Origin of the sequence: uncultured Aquimarina sp., assembly GCF_947495315.1 — a bacterium.
Classification (GTDB): domain Bacteria; phylum Bacteroidota; class Bacteroidia; order Flavobacteriales; family Flavobacteriaceae; genus Aquimarina.
The window spans coordinates 39,213-57,895 of the sequence record NZ_CANLYD010000021.1 but is presented as its reverse complement, the minus strand read 5'-3'; the positions used below and the strand labels follow the sequence as shown (position 1 = coordinate 57,895).

Sequence of the window (18,683 nt, the reverse complement as noted above, 5' to 3'; positions counted from 1 at the left end):
TAATAAATTTTCACAATATATTTCTATAGTATATTTTTTGCCATTCTCTTTTTAAAATCAGATATGTGGCATATCGTCCAACAGTAATACTTTCTTCAGAATCACAATTTTTTATATCTCTTTCAGAAACATCAACAGCATATAATAAATTTAAAAAATCGTTAAACGCATTGTTTATTTTTTCTAAAAGCAATTGTTCAATCTCTAAAAAAAGTTCTTTAAAAGTTGAATTCTTGTTTACTTCATAATCAATTCCGGCTCGATTAAGATCCTTCTGAAGTTGTAAAATTAATTGAGGATATAGATCAGATTCAGAAACCTGCTCCATCAACTGCTCAATCAATACAATATTAGGGTGTTTAGACACTTCTATTCATTAATTGTTCTCCAAAAGCCTGCAAAATCTTCTTTTTATCCTCTGAAATAGACAAATCATCTAAAACTTCGAAAGCCTTATTTGTATACTTTTCGATTTCCAATCTTGTTTTTTCTTTAGCTCCAGTAGTTTCAAAAATACCTTTAACAGCTTGAATCTTCTCTGATGGATTTTCAGGGTTTAAAGAAAACAAACCTTCTAATTGCCTCTTCACACTACTATCTGCATCTTCAATTGCTTTAAGATACAGAAAAGTCTTTTTGTTTTCGATAATATCTCCACCAACTTGTTTGCCAAATGTAGCAGGGTCACCAAAAGCATCTAGGTAGTCATCTTGCAATTGAAATGCAAGCCCCAACAGCCTTCCAAAATCATAAATTGCCGATTTACAAGTTTCAGAAGCATTAGCTATGATTGCACCCATCTGCATAGCAGCAGCCACTAATACTGCAGTTTTATATTCAATCATTTTTAGATATTCTGGAATGGTGACATCGTCTCTGGTTTCAAAATCAATATCATACTGTTGCCCTTCGCATACTTCTATAGCAGTTTTAGTGAATAATTTAGCTAATTCTTTAAACGTATCTCCATTATAGTTTTCGAAAAGCTGGTACGCATTAATCAACATGGCATCTCCTGAAAGAATACCTGTGTTAATATCCCATTTTTCATGTACTGTTTCCTTGCCTCTTCGTAATGGAGCATCATCCATAATATCATCATGTATCAAAGAAAAGTTATGAAAAACTTCTATCGCCAAAGCCGCATCAAGCGCTTTCTGGTATGAACCTCCAAAAATCTCAGAAGTCATTAATACCAATGTTGGCCTAAGTCTTTTTCCTCCAAGATTTAGAATATATGAGATGGGTTCATAAAGGTTTTTTGGCTCTTTCTGTATCGTATTTCTTGATAGGTATTCTAAAAAATATCCTTGATAATCTGAAATGGTATGCACTGTAAATTTTTTATGCTAAAGTAAACGAATCTTTTCAATTGATATATGCTAAAAACGAACTTCAACTCTATTGGTTTAATAAACAACATATTAAGTCAGTGTTAAAAAATTGTGAAACTTAGGAAACTTTTAATGTTTTTAAAGTTTCCTAACATATATTTGCCAAAATAAAATTACCCCTAGATGAAGGAAAAAATAATTGAAAAAGCAAATGATATGTTTTTGAACTTTGGTTTCAAAAGTGTTACTATGGATGATCTTGCTTCAGAAATGGGTATTTCTAAAAAAACTATTTATGCACATTTTCAGAATAAAACAAAATTAGTAGAAGCTACTACTGACCATCTTTTTTGTACAATTAGTGACGGCATAGATGCTATTTTAGAAGAAAGTAAAGAACCTATTGAAGAATTATATGCAATCAAAGCATTCGTGATGTATCACTTGAAGGATGAGAAAACATCTCCCCAATACCAGCTTCAAAAATATTATCCAAAAATACATAACAACCTTAAAGTAAAACAGTTCGAGGCGATGCAAGAATGTGTTATCGAAAACCTAGAAAGAGGCATTAAAAAAGGAGTTTTTAGAGATAATATTGATATCGAAATTATATCAAGACTCTATTTTATGGGAATGGTTGGGATAAAAGATCAGGAAATGTTTCCAAGACAAATTTTCCCTGTATCAAAATTAATGGCTGATTACCTCGAGTACCATGTACGTGGTATCGCCACAGAAAAAGGATTAGAAATTTTAAACAAGCTAATAAAAGAACAATAAATTATGAGAAACAACCTTTGGTCTTTATGTTTCTTTAGCCTATTCACAGTATTTGGTTTTGCACAGGAAACTCCGGTTTCCTCTCAATATTCATTTACACTGGATGAAGCTATTGAATTTGCACTAGAGAATAGTTATCAGTCGATCAACGCCAGGCGTGATGTGGCTAAAGCTTTAAAACAAAAATGGGAAACCACGGCAACCGGTCTACCACAAATTAGTGCAGTGATTGATTATCAAAACCAATTAAAACAACAACCGATTTTATTCCCTGAGGTGGATCAATCAACTGGTCAACCAATTGATGGTCAATTTCAAGAATTTTTTACACCTCAGCAACAAGCCTCTGCAACTGCTACACTATCGCAACTCCTTTTTGATGGATCCTATCTTGTAGGTTTAGAAGCTGCTAAAAGTTTTTTACAATACAGTAACAATTCTCAGGAAAAGGCACAACTTAATGTTCGCGAAAGTGTTATTAATGCCTACGGAAGTGTTTTGGTTTCTGAAGAAAGTGTAAAGATTCTTCAAAATAACAAAGCTGCTTTAGAGAAAAACTATGAAGAGAGAAAAAAGATTTTCGAAAATGGTTTGGCAGAAGAAGAAGATGTAGAACAATTACAAATTACATTGTTACAAATCACCAATCAATTAAAGAATTCCGAAAGATTAGCTAAAATAGCATTACAAATGTTTAATCTTACTATTGGTGTAGATGTTGACTCTAATACTATCTTATCTGACAACTTAGATAGCCTAACTGTTAAAAATGTAGACCAATCAATAGGAAATAAACCTTTTATGATCGAAAACAACATTGATTATAGATTAGGTTATTTACTAACAGAACAAAGAAGATTGGAACTAAAGCTAGAAAAAAGTAAAGCTCTACCCAAATTATCTGCTTTTGTAAATTATGGAACGGCTGCTTTCGATAATGATTTTGTTTTTTTTGAAAGTGAAACCAGATGGTTTCAATCCTCTGTTTTGGGAGTCAGTCTTGACATTCCGATTTTTAGTTCATTAGGAAGAAGTGCAAAAACACAAAGAGCCAAAATCGCTTTTGAACAAGCAAACACATCTTTTGTAGAGGCGCAACAACAGATTCAACTTCAATATAACAGTACACTAAGCGATTATCAACTTTCTTTGGAAACTTATGAAACTTCTAAACAAAACCTTTTGCTAGCAGAAAGAATAGAAAACAAAAATCAAATCAAATACACTGAAGGATTGGCTTCCAGTTTTGAATTAAGACAAGCTCAATTACAGTTATACAGCGTACAGCAAGAAGTACTCCAGGCAATGCTGATGATCATAAACAACAAAGCTAAACTGGAATCAATTTTAAACACACCAAATAACTAAAATATACCCATGAAAAAGATACTTATCATATTATCTGTATTTCTTCTTATCGTTTCTTGTGGGCAAGAAGGCGGAAAATCTATAGAAAAAGTCATCGAAAAAGGTGATTTGACGGCAATTAGAGCTAAAAGAAGTGAAGTTGTTGCAGAACAGCAAGCCGTTGCTGATAAATTAAAGCAATTAGATGTAGCCATTGCATCTTTAGATACTATCAAAAAACTTCCACTGGTAACTACGATTACCGCTAAGGATACTTTATTTACTCATTATCTGGAGTTACAAGGAAGCGTAGAAACTAAAAAGAATATTGTCCTATACCCTGAAACTTCAGGAACGTTGGTACGAGTTTTTGTAAAAGAAGGACAACGTGTTTCTAAAGGTCAGGCATTAGCAAGAATTGATGATGGTGGTCTTAGCCAACAAGTAGCGCAAATGGAAGTTCAAGCTGCATTAGCAAAAACTACTTTTGAACGTCAGAAAAAACTATGGGAACAAAAAATAGGATCTGAAATTCAGTATCTACAAGCTAAAACAAGTTACGAATCCACAAAAAATGGAGTTGAACAAATGAAACGACAGCTAGCAAAAGCTACTGTAAGCGCACCATTTTCTGGAATCGTGGATGATGTAATTGCCGAGCAAGGAAGTGTAGTGGCTCCTGGCCAGACTGAATTGATTCGTATTGTTAATCTGGATGAAATGTATATAGAGACAGAAGTTCCTGAAAATTATATTGCCAATATCGTTAAAGGAAAAGAAGCTAAAGTACACTTTCCTGTTTTAGGAAAAACAATAGACACTAAAATTCGTCAGGTAGGAAATTACATCAATCCTAATAACCGTTCTTTTACAGTGGAAGTTGCGATACCTAATAAAAATGGAACTATTAAACCTAATCTCACTGCCAAGGTAAAAATTAATGATTACACCAGTGAAAAAGCTATTTTGATCCCACAAAGTATCATTTCAGAAAACTCTGAAGGAGATCAGTATACCTATATTACTTCTGGTAAGGATGCTAATAATATTGCTGAAGCCAAAAGAGTTATCGTAAAAACCGGTAAAACCCAAGGTGACTTAATCGAAATTCTAGATGGGATTAATAGCGGAGATGCTATCATAAGCGAAGGTGCGAGAAGTGTTAAAGATGGTCAAAAAGTAGAAATCATAAACTAAATCCTATGGAAGTCAGTAAGAAAAAAGTAGATAAGGAATTTAGATTATCGTCTTGGGCGATAGACAATCCGACCACCATCTATGTAATGATTGGTATCTTTCTAGTTTTAGGATTATCAGCGTATTTCTCAATGCCTAGAGAGAATTTTCCTGAGATCAATGAAACCAAAATTTATATTAGTGTTCCTTACCCAGGAAACACGGCGGAAGATATAGAAAGACTGATTATTGATCCTTTAGAGGATAAACTAAAAAATGTAAGTAATGTTGTAGAAATAGTATCTACTTCGCAAGAAGATTACGGTATTATTACTGTAGAATTTGATGAAGATCTTACGGTACCACAAGCCAAGCAAAAAGTCAAAGACGAAGTAGATTCTGAAACTGCAAACGAAGATTGGCCTACATTTAACGGAGCAAAGGTAGAACCTAATGTTTTTGATCTAAGTATCTCTGAAGAAACTCCGATAATGAACATCAATATAACAGGAGATTACCCAGTGGATAGGTTAAAATTATTTGGAGAATATCTAGAAGATGAAATTGAAGATCTAAAGGAAATTAAAGGTGTTGACATCAGGGGTGCTCAGGAAAAAGAAGTTGAAGTTGCGGTGGACATCTATAAAATGATGGCCGCAAAAGTAAGTTTCGATGATGTTATTAATACGATCCGAAATGGTAATGTTACCATGTCCGCCGGTAATATGATTAGTAGTGGTCAACGAAGAACCATTAGAATCCTAGGAGAAATTGATCAGCCATTAGAACTTGACAATTTTGTTGTAAAATCTCAGAACGGTGCAGTCTACTTGCGAGATATTGCTAAAGTAACTTTTAAAGAAGAAGACAAAACTACGTACGCCAGAGAATTTGGCGATAATGTGGTGATGCTAGAGGTTAAAAAACGTTCTGGTAAAAACATGGTGGAAGCTGCAGAAAAGATTAATCTTATTGTTGAAGATGCTAAAGAAAATATATTTCCAACAGACTTAAATATTAGTATTGCTAATGATCAGTCTTCCAAAACGATTAATCAGGTAGATGACCTTGTAAACAATATTATTTTTGGGATTATATTGGTAGTAGGAGTATTACAATTCTTTTTAGGGTTTAGAAATGCATTATTTGTTGGATTTGCAATCCCAATGTCGATGTTTATGTCCTTTATGATCTTATCCTTACTAGGATATACTATGAATACTATGATTCTATTTGCATTAATTATGGGACTAGGAATGCTCGTAGATAATGGTATCGTAGTGGTTGAAAATGTATATCGATTGATGGAAGAAGAAGGTCTGTCCAGAATTGAAGCAGCAAAAAAAGGAATCGGAGAAATAGCATATCCTATTATTATTTCTACCGCAACTACTGTTGCCGCTTTTGTACCTCTGGGTATGTGGCCAGGTGTAATGGGACAATTTATGATCTACTTCCCAATTACACTTTCGGTTGTTTTGGGATCCTCTTTGTTCGTGGCAATTTTTATTAATTCTATGTTAGTATCCCGATTTATGGAGATCGGAGAAAAAGTATTAACAGTAAAACAACTCATCAGAATAAGTATTATACTTGGCGGATTTGGAATCTTTATCTTGATTTTCGGAGGTGTTGTCAGAGGTTTGGGGACATTAATGATTTTTACTGCGATTATGTTTTGGGTGTATCGTTTTGCGCTAAAAAAATCGGCTCTTTTCTTCCAAAAAAGAATCTTAACATGGTTAGAAAACAGCTATCAAAGATTTTTAACCTTCGCTTTAAGAGGATGGCGTACCTACGCATTTATAGCTGGAACTTTCCTTTTATTATTTATTGTATTCGGAATGTTTGGAGCATCTGTAGCAAGTCAACGTACTAAAATCGAATTTTTCCCTGATAATAAACCTAATCAAATTATTGTTTATGTCGAATATCCCCAAGGAACGGATATTGAAAAAACTAATAAAATTACCAAAGAAATTGAAAACCGTGTATATGCTGTCATAAATGACGAAGAATATGTAGAAGGTGAAGATTATAATTTCTTGGTGGAAGCTGCGGTATCACAAGTAGGAGAAGGTGCCGGAAATCCTTTGACAGATGGAGGTAGCAGTGCAGAAATGCCACATCGTGCTAAGATCATTGCCGCGATGAGAGAATATAAATTCAGAAATGGAAAAGATTCTGAAATACTCCGACAAAAAGTACAAGATGCATTAAAAGGAATTTATCCTGGTGTAGCAATATCGGTAGAAAAGGATGCTGTTGGGCCACCAGCTGGATATCCTATTAATATAGAAATCGAAGGATCGGATTATGATGAATTAATAACTATAGCCGAGCAGATGCGAAATTTCATCAATGAAAAAAATATTCCTGGTATTGAAGAGCTAAAAATTGATGTTAATAAAGGAAAGCCAGCTATGCAGGTTGTAGTAGATCGAGAAAAAGCAGGTGAGCTAGGTGTGGCTGCGGGTCAAGTAGGTAATCAATTACGTCGTTCTATTTTTGGAGAGAAAGCAGGAGTTTACAAAAAGGAAGGTGAAGATTATGATATTTATGTTCGTTTTGATGAAAACAATCGATATAACACCAGTGCATTATTTAATCAAAATATCACGTTTAGAGACCAAGCTTCAGGTAAAATAAAAGAGATCCCTGTTTCTGCTGTTGCGTCTCAAAAAAACACCTCGTCGTTTAGTGCGGTTAAACATAAAGATACCAAACGAGTGGTGACTGTATATTCAGGCTTACAACCAGGATACACGGATGCAGGAGCTATAGTAGCTCAAATACAAACAGAAATGGCTAGTTTTAAGGAATTGCCAAGAGGTGTTAAAATAGATTATACCGGTCAGATAGAAGAGCAAAATAAACAAATGTCATTTTTAATGGGTGCATTTTTCTCCGGATTGGGGTTAATTATGTTATTACTGATCTTTCAATTTAGCTCAATATCTAAACCAACGATCATTATGATTGCCATTTTCCTTAGTTTTATAGGTGTATTTGGTGGTATTTTAATTACCGGAGCGGCCTTCGTAATTATGATGACGATGATGGGAATCATTTCATTAGCCGGAATTGTGGTAAACAATGGAGTAGTATTATTAGATTATACACAATTGCTTATTGACCGTAAAAAAGTAGAACTCGATCTTGATGAGAATGAACTACTCCCAAATGACGAAGTTAGAAAATTGATAGTTCAAGGAGGTCGAGCACGTCTTAGGCCTGTAATATTAACAGCTATAACTACAGTATTAGGATTGATTCCTTTGGCCGTAGGATTTAATGTCGATTTCTTCTCGCTATTTACTGAATTTGACCCTAAGATTTATATTGGAGGTGACAACGTAATTTTTTGGGGACCATTAGCTTGGGCTGTTATTTATGGTTTGATTATCGCAACATTCCTAACCTTAATCATCGTGCCTTGTCTATTCTTTATAGTCCATAAAGTAAAAGTAAGATTTAGTAGTAAAAAAACTATAAAATCTGAAACTCCAGTTACAGCAACTGTTTAAATCTTTTACTTTTAAATCATAGAATTAAAAACGCCGCTAATTAGCGGCGTTTCTTTTAAAAAATCTTTTGTTTGATCAATTACGATTCTCATTATCAGGTGTTGGAAACTGCTCAAAAACAGCATCACCAGGTCTGTCAATAGGTAAATCACCTAATCTATCAAACCTTCTAACATCTACCCATCGATGTCCCTCTGCATATAAAGAATATCGTCTTTGAATAAGAATCTCATCTACTAATTCTGAAGGAGAAGTACCCCCACTATAAGCAGGTAGTCCCGCTGATGTTCTAATCACATCAATTGCGGCCACTGCTGCTGCCGGATTCGTTATATGATTTGCCTCAGCAGATAACAAAATTAATTCTTCATTTCTTATAATTGAAACTTGATCTACATTGCTTTCATAAATGAATACATCATATTCTCCGATTAGATCATCTGAGGAATTAGAAACTCCATCCGGTCCGTTTACTTCTAAAGCACTATCCCTAAGAACGACCTTACTAAGTCTAGTATCTCCTGCTTCCGCATCTGCAATAAAAGATGGATGAGCTAATCTTGCATTCGCAATCGTAGAATTCAAAGCAAAAAACAAAGGGTTAGCAATATCCGCACCCGTTAGTGAAAAAGTAAAATAAGCACCTGCGGATAAATCTCCTCCCATGTCCATAAAAGAATTCTGTAGTAGGGTGTTCACGGAAGCATAATTACCTCTATATGCCTCTACTCTCGCTGCTATTGCATTAGTAAATGTTATAAAATCAGCAGGTGATACTACATCATTTTCAGGCATATCAGGAATCCCAGAAGCACCTTCTATACCATCAAATCCAGAAGGTACTGTAAAAGGAAACTCGGTTCCACCATTAGATAAATCAGTAGCCGCAGACGTTAACATGTTAAATACAGCTGTTAATCCCTCATCATAACTTACAAATGGGCCCAAATTATTAGGATCTGAAACGTCAATTCTTATACCGTTTTGAAATTGCTGATTCAATAACATTAAAAACTCATGCGCCATTATTGTATTTGCAAAACCTTTAGTTGCAGCGATTTCTTCGGTTGTAAAATCTGCCGAAGTATTTGCCAACCCTTCCAAAATTAAATTAACCCCTTTAATTGTGGCATACCTCGAAGAATAAGGTGCAGTAGTATAAAATGTATTATTGTCTACTGTACCTGTTAATAAATCAGCAGTCCATCTAGGATCAGAACTCTGCACTCTCCAATAATCTCTCCCTGCAACGGATTGAGCATCCACTTGAGTACCTAATCGAGTTCTCATATCAGAAAGCACTCCAGATATAGTTTGTATTAATTCAGCTCTTGACAGATCAGAAGATACTGAATCAGTCGTAGGTCCATTTAAATTAGTTGCATCTTCGATATCGCAGGATAGAATAGTTATCGAAGACAGCATCATTATAAATATATTTCTAAATATTTTCATTTTTCTTATAATTTTTGGTTTAAAAATCAACTGCTAGATGAAGTAAGTAACGTTTAGCAGATGGAAATGGTGTAACTTCCACTCCTGTCGATAATCCGTTGGATCCGAAATTAGAAACCTCTGGATCATAACTATTGTAATCAAAAATATTAATCAAGTTATTTCCAGAAAAACCGATTTTTAAATTTGAAACATATCCTCTAAAAATTTTTTCTCTTACTTTGCTTGGGAAATTATAATATAATCCTATTTCTCTTAATCTTAGATAAGAGGCGTCCTCTACAAAAGGGGTTGCATTTCCTGCAAAGAATGCAGCAACTCTAAAATCTCCATTAGCAACGTTAGGATCGAAATCAAAATCATCATAATCAACACTGGTTCCTCCAAAATCGGTTAACAAACTAGTAAGATTGACATTATCTCCTCCTTTTTTCCAGTGCCATAGAAACGATAGTGTAAAATCCTTATATCGCAAATTATTTGTCCAAGTCATTTGAAAATCAGGTTCAGCATCCCCTAAAACTACTAAATCTCCATCAGCATTGTTACCAACAATTTGTGTAGCACTTCTCCCCTCTTCAATTCTAAAAGTACCAAGACCTGTTCCAAAACCTCCTAAGTTAAAAGGAGCGACTTCTAATTTTGTAATTTCTGAAGTATTCGTAAAAAACAATAAATTAGTACTCCAATCGAAATCTTCGTTTTGCAAAACATTTGCATTCAAAGCTATCTCAATACCTCTGTTTTCTAAATTACCGGCATTTGTAAATCTAGTTGTAAAACCAGAAGATGGTTCTGCGTTTGCTTGAAGAATCAAATCGTCTACTGATTTATTATAATATGAGAACTCAAGATTAACCCTGCTATCCAAAAAGCTAGCATCAAAACCTACCTCTAATTCCTTTTGCTTTTCTGGAGAAATATCCGGATCACCAAGAGTAAGTGGAACAATTATCCCTACATTTCCATCAATTAGTGAATTAGTGTATGCAGTAAATAAAGCACCATTAGGAGCAAAATTTCCAGCTTCACCATACGCTGCTCTAATCTTAAACTGATTTAAAACAGGAACTTTCCAAAAATCAAATTTGTGTAAATTTATAGCGGCAGAAGCTTTTGGATAATAAAACAATTCATTAGCATCGCCATTATTACTTGATTGATCTCCTCTTACACCAATTGTCCCAATAATTTTGTCTTGATAATTTAACTCTTCCTGAACAAAGAAACCAACGTCTTCTTGTTCCAATCTAAATTGAGTTACACTAACATTTGCTCCCTGATCCAAATTGGTTTGGGCTGCTATTAAATCACTTGTCACATTTCTAACCGTATTCCTAGAAAATGTTTGTTTTGTGATACCTGCCTGTGTTCTAAAGTTAAGATCACTACTAGTCGTATAGTTATGAACTAAGAAGGCAGAATAATTAGCATCTTTATTTTCTGTAGTTCCCAAAGCACTAACTCCGTTTAAACCTCCTTGGTCTGGTCTTTGAAACTGTAATGTTTCAGGAAAAATTGCTGTTGTTATTAATTCATAATAATCAACCCCTCCTCTTAAAATCAACTTTAAGTTAGAGTTATCATTTTCAAATAATTTAACGTCTAATGTACCCCCAACAATAAATCTATTTACATCTTCTCTATTCGTAATTAAATCCCTTGTCTGTAGTGGGTTTGAAGAACCATATATGTTATCAGGATAATTTCCATTAGCATCTGGAAATAATTGTGCCCAAGGTGGTGTAGATGTCAACGAAACTCCAATAGTAGTTCCTGTATTATCGTTATTAAAAAAACCTCTATCTGACTGAGAATCGACATAGTTACTCGTCAAGGTAAGTTTAGCTCTTTTATCTAAAAAATCATGATCTAAATTAAAACGAATAGATTTTCTGTTGTATCCTGTATTATCAACAATTCCATCTTCTTCATTATTAGAAAAAGCAGCATAGAACAGAGTATTATCAGATCCTCCAGATATATTAACGCTACTATTGGAGATAAAACCTTCTTCTCCATAAATCTCGTCCTCATAGTCAATGAGTGTTCCATTATCCCTAGCAGCAATAAATAATGCCCCATTTCCTGCACCAAATGATGTTTCTGCAGTTGCCTCTGTGAAATTTCTTTGCCCTAAAGGGTTAAGAATTACGTTAAATCCAAAATCTTGTGAAAAAGAAACCTTAGTTTTCCCTCTTTTTCCTTTTTTAGTGGTAATAATTATTACCCCAGCTGCTGCTCTGGCTCCATAAATTGCAGCCGCAGATGCTCCTTTTAATACTTCTACACTTTCAATATCATCAGGATTGATATCCGCAATTCTGTTAGACGGATTATCCTGACTAGAAGCATTTCCTCCAGAAGCTGCACCAGAAACTGCATTTAAACCAGCTCCTGAGATACTATTATTATTCACATATACTCCATCTACAATATATAAAGGTTGAGAATTACCATTAATAGAAGTTACCCCTCTCAACTTAACAGATATACCTCCTCCTGGAGCACCAGAACTCTTTGTTATCAAAGCACCTGCAAATTTACCCGCTAAAGCACCATCTAAAGTCTGAGGTGGAGTTAAACCAGCTAATTCTTCAGCAGATACCGATGCTACTGCATTAGCGGAGTTACTTCTTTTTACAGAAGTTGCCAATCCAGTTACAACTATTTCATCCAATGCTTCTAATGATTCTTCCACCTGGATTGTAATAGGCCCTGCACTATCAACATTAACCATTTTAGTTGTAAATCCGATAGAAAACACCCGTAGTGTTACTGGAAAATTATTGACAGTAAGTGAAAAACTACCATCAATATCACTGGAAGTTCCATTATTGGTGCCGTCTTCTACGATGTTGATAAAAGAGACCCCTTCTCCGGTACTTTCATTGATTACCTTCCCTGTAATTGTCTCTTGTGCTAGTAACACAACCGGAAAGAAAAACAAGAATAGCAAAAGCCCCTTGCTAATTTGTGATTTTTTTTTCATAATGATTTGTTTATAAGTTTGGCTAAATCTATTAAAACATTCTTACAAAAAAAAGTTAAAGCTAACATATGTTAGTCCAGAACTAGCTGATTTTCAAATTAATATAAGTTTAAACCATAACAAAACTATAGTAAAACCATAGTTGTTTTAATAGTCAATTCATTTTTACTTTACATCTTCATTTTCGCAAAAACTCCATACATTTAATATTAAACTTCTTATTTTTGCAGCCTTAACAACTAGCTATGTATAGAAGTCATTCTTGTGGTGAATTACGCACCTCAGATATTAATAAAGAAGTAACCTTATCGGGATGGGTGCAAAAAGCACGAGATAAGGGTTTTATGATTTGGGTAGATCTAAGAGATCGATATGGTATTACACAATTAATTTTTGATGAAGAACGTACACCCGCTGATGTTGTAGAAAAGGCCAAAACTCTGGGTCGCGAGTTTGTAATACAGGTTAAAGGAACTGTTATTGAACGTGAATCTAAAAATCCAAATATGCTAACAGGCGATATTGAGATTTTAGTTACAGAATTACAAGTTCTTAATGGAGCTCTGGTTCCTCCATTTACCATAGAAGATGAAACCGATGGTGGTGAAGATATCAGAATGAAATATCGATATCTGGATATTAGACGAAATCCTGTGAAAAATAGCTTAATGTTTCGTCATCAGGTAGCGATGAAAGTTCGTAACTATCTATCTGAAGAGGGATTTATCGAAGTAGAAACACCATATCTTATCAAATCAACTCCCGAAGGAGCACGTGATTTTGTAGTACCTTCTCGTATGAATGAAGGTCAATTCTACGCGTTACCTCAATCTCCTCAGACATTTAAACAGCTGCTAATGGTTGGTGGAATGGACAAGTATTTCCAGATTGTAAAATGTTTTAGAGATGAAGATCTTAGAGCAGACAGACAACCGGAATTCACACAGATTGACTGCGAAATGGCTTTTGTAGAACAAGAAGATATTTTGAATATTTTTGAAGGATTTACTCGTCATTTGATTAAGGATATAAAAGGTCAGGAAATTAGCGATTTCCCAAGAATGACCTATGACGACGCTATGCGTACGTATGGTAATGACAAACCAGATATTCGTTTCGGCATGAAATTCGGAGAACTTAATGAAGTCTCTCAACATAAAGAATTTAAGGTTTTTAACGATGCTGAATTGGTAGTTGGAATTGCCGTTCCTGGCGGTGCTTCATACACAAGAAAAGAGATCGATAAGCTTATTGATTGGGTAAAACGTCCACAAGTGGGAGCACTTGGAATGGTATATGTAAAATGTAATGAAGATGGAAGCTTTAAATCATCCGTAGATAAGTTCTATGATCAGGAAGATCTCTCAAAATGGGCAGAAACTACTGGTGCAAAAGCTGGAGATCTTATTTGTGTGCTTTCTGGACAAGCAAATAAAGTTAGAGGACAGTTAAGTGCTTTGAGAATGGAACTTGCTGAGCGACTAGGCTTAAGGAATCCAGAAGAGTTTGCTCCATTATGGGTAGTAGATTTTCCATTATTAGAATGGGATGAGGATACAGAGCGTTATCACGCGATGCACCACCCTTTTACTTCTCCAAAACCAGAAGACATTCCTCTTTTAGACTCTAAACCCGGCGATGTAAGAGCTAATGCATATGATTTAGTATTAAACGGTAATGAAATAGGAGGTGGATCCATTCGTATTCATGATAAAGAAACTCAAGCTCTAATGTTTGATCATTTAGGATTTACTCCGGAAGAGGCAAAAGAACAATTTGGTTTCTTGATGGATGCATTTCAATATGGCGCTCCTCCACATGGAGGAATTGCATTTGGGTTTGATCGATTAGTCGCCATTCTTGGAGGTCAGGAAACTATACGAGATTTTATCGCATTCCCTAAAAACAATAGTGGGCGAGATGTAATGATAGACGCTCCTGCTAATATTGACAAGGAACAGCTTAAGGAATTACATATTCAACTAGATTTATAAAACAAAACATCCCGCCAAAAGCGGGATTTTTTGTTACCTTTAGTCTGAACCAAGACTAACCTATACAATGCCAACTAAAAAAAAGACACTACTTCATAGGTTTTTGATTTGGCGATATCGTCACATTTCTAATAAAAACTTTGTCCTTATACTTAGCATACTTGTTGGATTCTGTGCTGGCCTCATATCTCTTCTGCTAAAGAACATCACCCATTTAATCCAGGTAGTTCTAGAAAGTGATATTATCTCTTGGCAAACATCGTTCTATTTTGTCATTCCTATAATTGGACTTCTTATTGTATATGTGGTTACTAAATTTATAATCAAAAAGGATGTTAAATCAGCCATTCCGTTGATTTTATATTCTCTTTCCAAAAAAGATGGGAAGATAAAACCATTGAGCGGATACTTGCCACTTCTTCTCGCTCCAATAACTGTTGGTTTTGGAGGTTCTGTTGGATTATTAGGACCCGCAGTAGGCTCAGGTTCAACTTTGAGTTCAAATATTAGTTCGCTATTTAAATTAGACAGTAAAACCCGATTTTTATTAATTGGTTGTGCAGCAGCAGGTGCTATCTCTGCTGTATTTAAATCTCCTTTAGCCGGTTTGGTTTTTGCGGTAGAAGTATTTAGTCTTGATTTAACTTTAGCTTCGTTGTTACCACTATTATTTGCTTCAGTATCTTCGATTATTACTTCCTATTTCTTTCTTGGAGATGAAGTACTGTTTAGTTTTAATGTCATAGAAAAGTTTGACATTTATGATACTCCTTTTTATATAATTCTGGGAATTGGAACAGCTATTGCTTCCATTTATTTTACCAAAATGTATTTTGGGATTCTGCATTTTTTTGATCGCTTTCCTAAAAAAATTCACCGCTTACTAATTGGTGGGGTTGCTATTGGAGTTATGCTATACTTTATCCCTCCACTTTATGGTGAAGGTTTAGGCTTTATCAATGATCTTCTTAATGGAAACCACCTAGCTGCAATTGGAAATACTCCTTTTGATGATATGACTAGTAGTATTTGGATGACCATAGCATTATTAACAGGAATTACAATATTCAAAGCTATTGCGATGACGGCTACCTTTGCCGCGGGAGGATCAGGAGGAATTATAATCCCTACGATGGTTATGGGTAGTGCTTTAGGCAATGTGGTTTCTAAAATAATAAATAATCTAGGTATGGGGTTTCAAGTATCTGAAGCCAACTTTACCTTATTAGGAATGGCTGGATTAATTGCTGGTGTATTACATGCACCTCTTACTTCGATATTTCTGATTGCAGAAATTACTTCCAGTTATGAACTGTTTGTGCCACTAATGATCACAACAGCGATATCCTTTATTATTTCCAAAAATAGACTTGAACATAATATTTATACTCGAGAACTAGCAGAGCAAGGATATTTACTGACTCACGACAAAGATCAGACTGTGCTTACCCTTATGAAATTAGATGACTGTATAGAGACTAATTTCATCCCTGTAAACCCCGAACATACGCTGAAACACTTACTAAGTGAAGCAGTTGCTAAATCTAATAGAAACTTATTCCCTGTTATTGATGAATCAAATATCTTGATAGGAATCGTTACACTCGATGATATAAGAGATATTATGTTTGACATTTCTCTATATCATAAAACTACTGTCGAAATGGTAATGACACAGGTAGTTACGGCAATTATTTATGAAGATGATGATCCTAAAATTGCTATGCGTAAATTTCAGGATACCGGAGCCTGGAACTTACCCGTCATTAAAGATGGAAAATATCACGGTTTTATCTCTAAATCCAAATTATTAACTGCTTACAGAAGAAAGCTGATTAATTTTACAAGATAATTGGTTGTTCATATATTATTATCTTACCTCTTTAGAGCATATTAACTAAACTAAAAAACACTTATAGATTAGGAATGTTAGAGGGTTTAACGAATAGCTTGTCAATTGAAAATAATTTTAAAGCTATTCAACCTTGGGATGCCTAATTTTCTACAATACAAAATCATAATTCAAAAAACCGGAAAAAAGAGGTAAATATTTAAAAACTTCTTTAAAAACACTTTAATAGAGAGTTCTTTATTAGTGATTAAGAAAAGAAATTTATACCCATAATCGGTTTAAAATAATTTAATGATTTATGATTTTGTAAATAATAATATATTCTTATCTCTTAAGCATAGAATGGTATCTTTTGTCTTGTAAACAATTTTATATTTTTCACCATTATCAATTATAAAATCATTATCCATAGTTGTTTTTGTTCTATCTCTGGATATCTTATAAGAATCAATCAAAACACTATCGTCTTCTAACTCTTTTCTTGAATAAGTTAAAAAACCTTCTGCCTTAGCAATATCAACTTCTAATAATTCTAAATCATCATTATATCGTTCAATCTTTTTTATAAAAATGGTATTATCACCAATTTTTTTAATTGACTCTCTATTATAAACAATATTTTCTCCTTTTGGGATTAATTTACCAGAAGATACTTCATCAAAATGAAATTGTCCACTACAGGATGAAATAATTAATAAAATTAATAGAAGGCTATTTTTTAGTAAAAACAACATTATTTGGGATAGTTTTTTCATCTCTTTTTTCTATTATTATTCTAATATGATTAGGGCGAGCTTTACTTTTTTTTGCTCGCTCCCAAATTGTATTTATAACTTTCTTTGTTAATTTATCAGAAGTGTTAGTTGGAGAATTATTATCATTAACAATCCCAAAACATCCTTCAGAAGCCGAAATAGAATGACCATAATTTTCATTATCATAACTACCACCTACGTGAATCATAACACCTCTAGCAATATCTTCCTTGAATCTATAATCCAAAAGTAATGCATCTGGTCTAGCTTGCGCATGCATTTGTTCAGAACCGCTTTGCATTAATTTTATTGCAGGTGTATCATTCTTTTTTGGATAAGCACTCATATACTTTCCTGAATAATGATTTATTTTACCGTTTTTGGGTTCAAATGACATATTAGATAGAATCATTGTCGTTCCTTTATCATTGCCAGGTATTACAGCAGCAGCGTCACGAGCAACTGAAAATTCCATTTTAAAACTAGCATCTTCATTATCAGTAACCAAAACTTTATACAAATCAACATCTACATATTGGAGTCCTCCACTATAAGAACCAATAATTTTTTGTTTTACCTGTTTACCTGTTTTTTGTTTTGTGATTCTAATAATAGGGTAGTCATCTAAAACCTCCAATTCAGCAGTTTTTGTTATCCCTGCTACTTCTAATTTAAAAACATTCTTACCCATATCTTATACTTCTTGTTTAATAGCTTCTAGTTCTATCTTTTCTTGATTACTACCTATTTTATAATTACTTAGGGTATCATCAATTAAAACCTCTCCATTATACTTAAAATCAATTGTTTGATTACTTAGTTTGATAGTGAATAATTCATCTATCATATTTCTGCTATGAATATTAAGTAATATTTTATCACCTGCCAAAATTTTATCAATCCGTTTATTATTCAAATCTGTGATATAATAATCAATAACTTTTTTCTCTTCTTGTTCTTCATTTACAGTTGTAACAGGCACTGAACTTGGAAAAGTTGTTCTCCAATGTGAAGAATATTCTGACCCAGAATTTGAATCAATTACACCACCACTTCTAATAAAAAGAGTTTCAGTCATAGGGGTAACACCATCTGAAGAATATTGTGTAGTATGCTGAACAAAATGAGAATCTACAAACTTGATTTTTCTCGTTTTCCCACTAAAATTAGCTGATAAATAATGTAGTTCTAATTGTTTACTACGGTCTGGATTGATTGTCAATTCCATAAAATTGAAATCTTTTCTGGTTTCTACTACTAGATATAATCCTACATAAATAGGTTTTGAGGTTGGTCTTCCAGTATTATCACTATTTTGCTTAAATGAGAAACTAGATTCAAGAACATTTATTTCTACATCATCAATATAGAATTTAGCTTGTATTGCCATATAATATTTTGAGTTTTGGAATAATCAAATGTAATTTTTTAATTTGAATTGACCGAAATTTCCCTTAAAACTAATTCT

13 protein-coding genes are annotated in these 18,683 nt (G+C 33.9%); 6 read left to right on the top strand and 7 right to left on the bottom strand.

All coding sequences use genetic code 11. The annotated features are described in order from the left end of the window. Positions 1-10: 10 nt before the first annotated feature. Both Q0910_RS25880 and Q0910_RS25875 read right to left on the bottom strand, forming a co-directional pair. On the bottom strand, positions 11-367 hold the full coding sequence (locus Q0910_RS25880; RefSeq protein WP_299223106.1) for a hypothetical protein: 357 nt from the start codon (positions 365-367) through the stop codon (positions 11-13). Further along, positions 360-1,334 carry a polyprenyl synthetase family protein gene (locus Q0910_RS25875; protein WP_299223104.1) on the bottom strand — a complete coding sequence of 325 codons (975 nt, stop codon included), beginning with the start codon at positions 1,332-1,334 and terminating at the stop codon, positions 360-362. The genes Q0910_RS25880 and Q0910_RS25875 overlap by 8 nt, the downstream gene beginning before the upstream one ends. A 183-nt stretch (positions 1,335-1,517) precedes the next feature. On the opposite strand from Q0910_RS25875, the gene Q0910_RS25870 reads away from it, so the two are divergent. Genes Q0910_RS25870 through Q0910_RS25855 form a run of 4 tightly spaced genes read left to right on the top strand, consistent with a single transcriptional unit; the run spans position 1,518 to position 8,167 of the window. Continuing rightward, the gene (locus tag Q0910_RS25870) at positions 1,518-2,117 is read left to right on the top strand and encodes a TetR/AcrR family transcriptional regulator (protein ID WP_299223102.1); all 600 of its coding nucleotides are present in this window, start codon (positions 1,518-1,520) and stop codon (positions 2,115-2,117) included. A gap of 3 nt (positions 2,118-2,120) precedes the next feature. After that, positions 2,121-3,485, top strand: a complete 1,365-nt coding sequence (locus tag Q0910_RS25865) for a TolC family protein (RefSeq protein WP_299223100.1) — start codon at positions 2,121-2,123, stop codon at positions 3,483-3,485. A gap of 9 nt (positions 3,486-3,494) precedes the next feature. Further along, positions 3,495-4,661 carry an efflux RND transporter periplasmic adaptor subunit gene (locus Q0910_RS25860; protein WP_299223098.1) on the top strand — a complete coding sequence of 389 codons (1,167 nt, stop codon included), beginning with the start codon at positions 3,495-3,497 and terminating at the stop codon, positions 4,659-4,661. A gap of 5 nt (positions 4,662-4,666) precedes the next feature. Continuing rightward, positions 4,667-8,167 carry an efflux RND transporter permease subunit gene (locus Q0910_RS25855; protein ID WP_299223096.1) on the top strand — a complete coding sequence of 1,167 codons (3,501 nt, stop codon included), beginning with the start codon at positions 4,667-4,669 and terminating at the stop codon, positions 8,165-8,167. Between the two features lie 75 nt (positions 8,168-8,242). On the opposite strand, the gene Q0910_RS25850 is transcribed toward Q0910_RS25855, so the two are convergent. Further along, positions 8,243-9,622, bottom strand: a complete 1,380-nt coding sequence (locus Q0910_RS25850) for a RagB/SusD family nutrient uptake outer membrane protein (protein ID WP_299223094.1) — start codon at positions 9,620-9,622, stop codon at positions 8,243-8,245. 19 nt (positions 9,623-9,641) lie between these two features. Beyond that, positions 9,642-12,614, bottom strand: a complete 2,973-nt coding sequence (locus Q0910_RS25845; protein ID WP_299223092.1) for a SusC/RagA family TonB-linked outer membrane protein — start codon at positions 12,612-12,614, stop codon at positions 9,642-9,644. Positions 12,615-12,859: 245 nt separating this feature from the next. Between Q0910_RS25845 and aspS the strand changes: the two genes are divergently transcribed. Both aspS and Q0910_RS25835 read left to right on the top strand, forming a co-directional pair. Continuing rightward, a complete protein-coding gene (aspS, locus tag Q0910_RS25840) occupies positions 12,860-14,608 on the top strand; it encodes an aspartate--tRNA ligase (RefSeq protein WP_299223090.1) in 1,749 nt (582 codons plus the stop codon). 67 nt (positions 14,609-14,675) lie between these two features. After that, complete coding sequence (locus Q0910_RS25835) at positions 14,676-16,460, top strand: chloride channel protein (protein WP_299223088.1); 1,785 nt, start codon at positions 14,676-14,678, stop codon at positions 16,458-16,460. A gap of 296 nt (positions 16,461-16,756) precedes the next feature. Here Q0910_RS25835 and Q0910_RS25830 read toward each other — a convergent pair whose 3' ends face one another. The 3 genes from Q0910_RS25830 to tssD are packed head-to-tail and all read right to left on the bottom strand — an operon-like array spanning position 16,757 to position 18,605. After that, entirely contained in the window at positions 16,757-17,215 is a 459-nt protein-coding gene (locus Q0910_RS25830) for a hypothetical protein (protein WP_299223086.1), read from the bottom strand. Further along, positions 17,172-17,906 (bottom strand): hypothetical protein, encoded by a 735-nt coding sequence (locus Q0910_RS25825; RefSeq protein WP_299223084.1) that lies wholly within the window; start codon positions 17,904-17,906, stop codon positions 17,172-17,174. The genes Q0910_RS25830 and Q0910_RS25825 overlap by 44 nt, the downstream gene beginning before the upstream one ends. A gap of 3 nt (positions 17,907-17,909) precedes the next feature. Beyond that, the gene (tssD, locus tag Q0910_RS25820) at positions 17,910-18,605 is read right to left on the bottom strand and encodes a type VI secretion system tube protein TssD (RefSeq protein ID WP_299223082.1); all 696 of its coding nucleotides are present in this window, start codon (positions 18,603-18,605) and stop codon (positions 17,910-17,912) included. Positions 18,606-18,683 lie beyond the last annotated feature (78 nt).

Coding starts and splice junctions, on each gene's coding strand:
- Q0910_RS25870 (WP_299223102.1), top strand. CDS start 1,518: ATGAAGGAAAAAATAATTGAAAAAGCAAATGATATGTTTTTGAACTTT.
- aspS (WP_299223090.1), top strand. CDS start 12,860: ATGTATAGAAGTCATTCTTGTGGTGAATTACGCACCTCAGATATTAAT.
- tssD (WP_299223082.1), bottom strand. CDS start 18,605: ATGGCAATACAAGCTAAATTCTATATTGATGATGTAGAAATAAATGTT.
- Q0910_RS25830 (WP_299223086.1), bottom strand. CDS start 17,215: ATGAAAAAACTATCCCAAATAATGTTGTTTTTACTAAAAAATAGCCTT.
- Q0910_RS25860 (WP_299223098.1), top strand. CDS start 3,495: ATGAAAAAGATACTTATCATATTATCTGTATTTCTTCTTATCGTTTCT.
- Q0910_RS25850 (WP_299223094.1), bottom strand. CDS start 9,622: ATGAAAATATTTAGAAATATATTTATAATGATGCTGTCTTCGATAACT.
- Q0910_RS25835 (WP_299223088.1), top strand. CDS start 14,676: ATGCCAACTAAAAAAAAGACACTACTTCATAGGTTTTTGATTTGGCGA.
- Q0910_RS25855 (WP_299223096.1), top strand. CDS start 4,667: ATGGAAGTCAGTAAGAAAAAAGTAGATAAGGAATTTAGATTATCGTCT.
- Q0910_RS25865 (WP_299223100.1), top strand. CDS start 2,121: ATGAGAAACAACCTTTGGTCTTTATGTTTCTTTAGCCTATTCACAGTA.
- Q0910_RS25845 (WP_299223092.1), bottom strand. CDS start 12,614: ATGAAAAAAAAATCACAAATTAGCAAGGGGCTTTTGCTATTCTTGTTT.
- Q0910_RS25825 (WP_299223084.1), bottom strand. CDS start 17,906: ATGGGTAAGAATGTTTTTAAATTAGAAGTAGCAGGGATAACAAAAACT.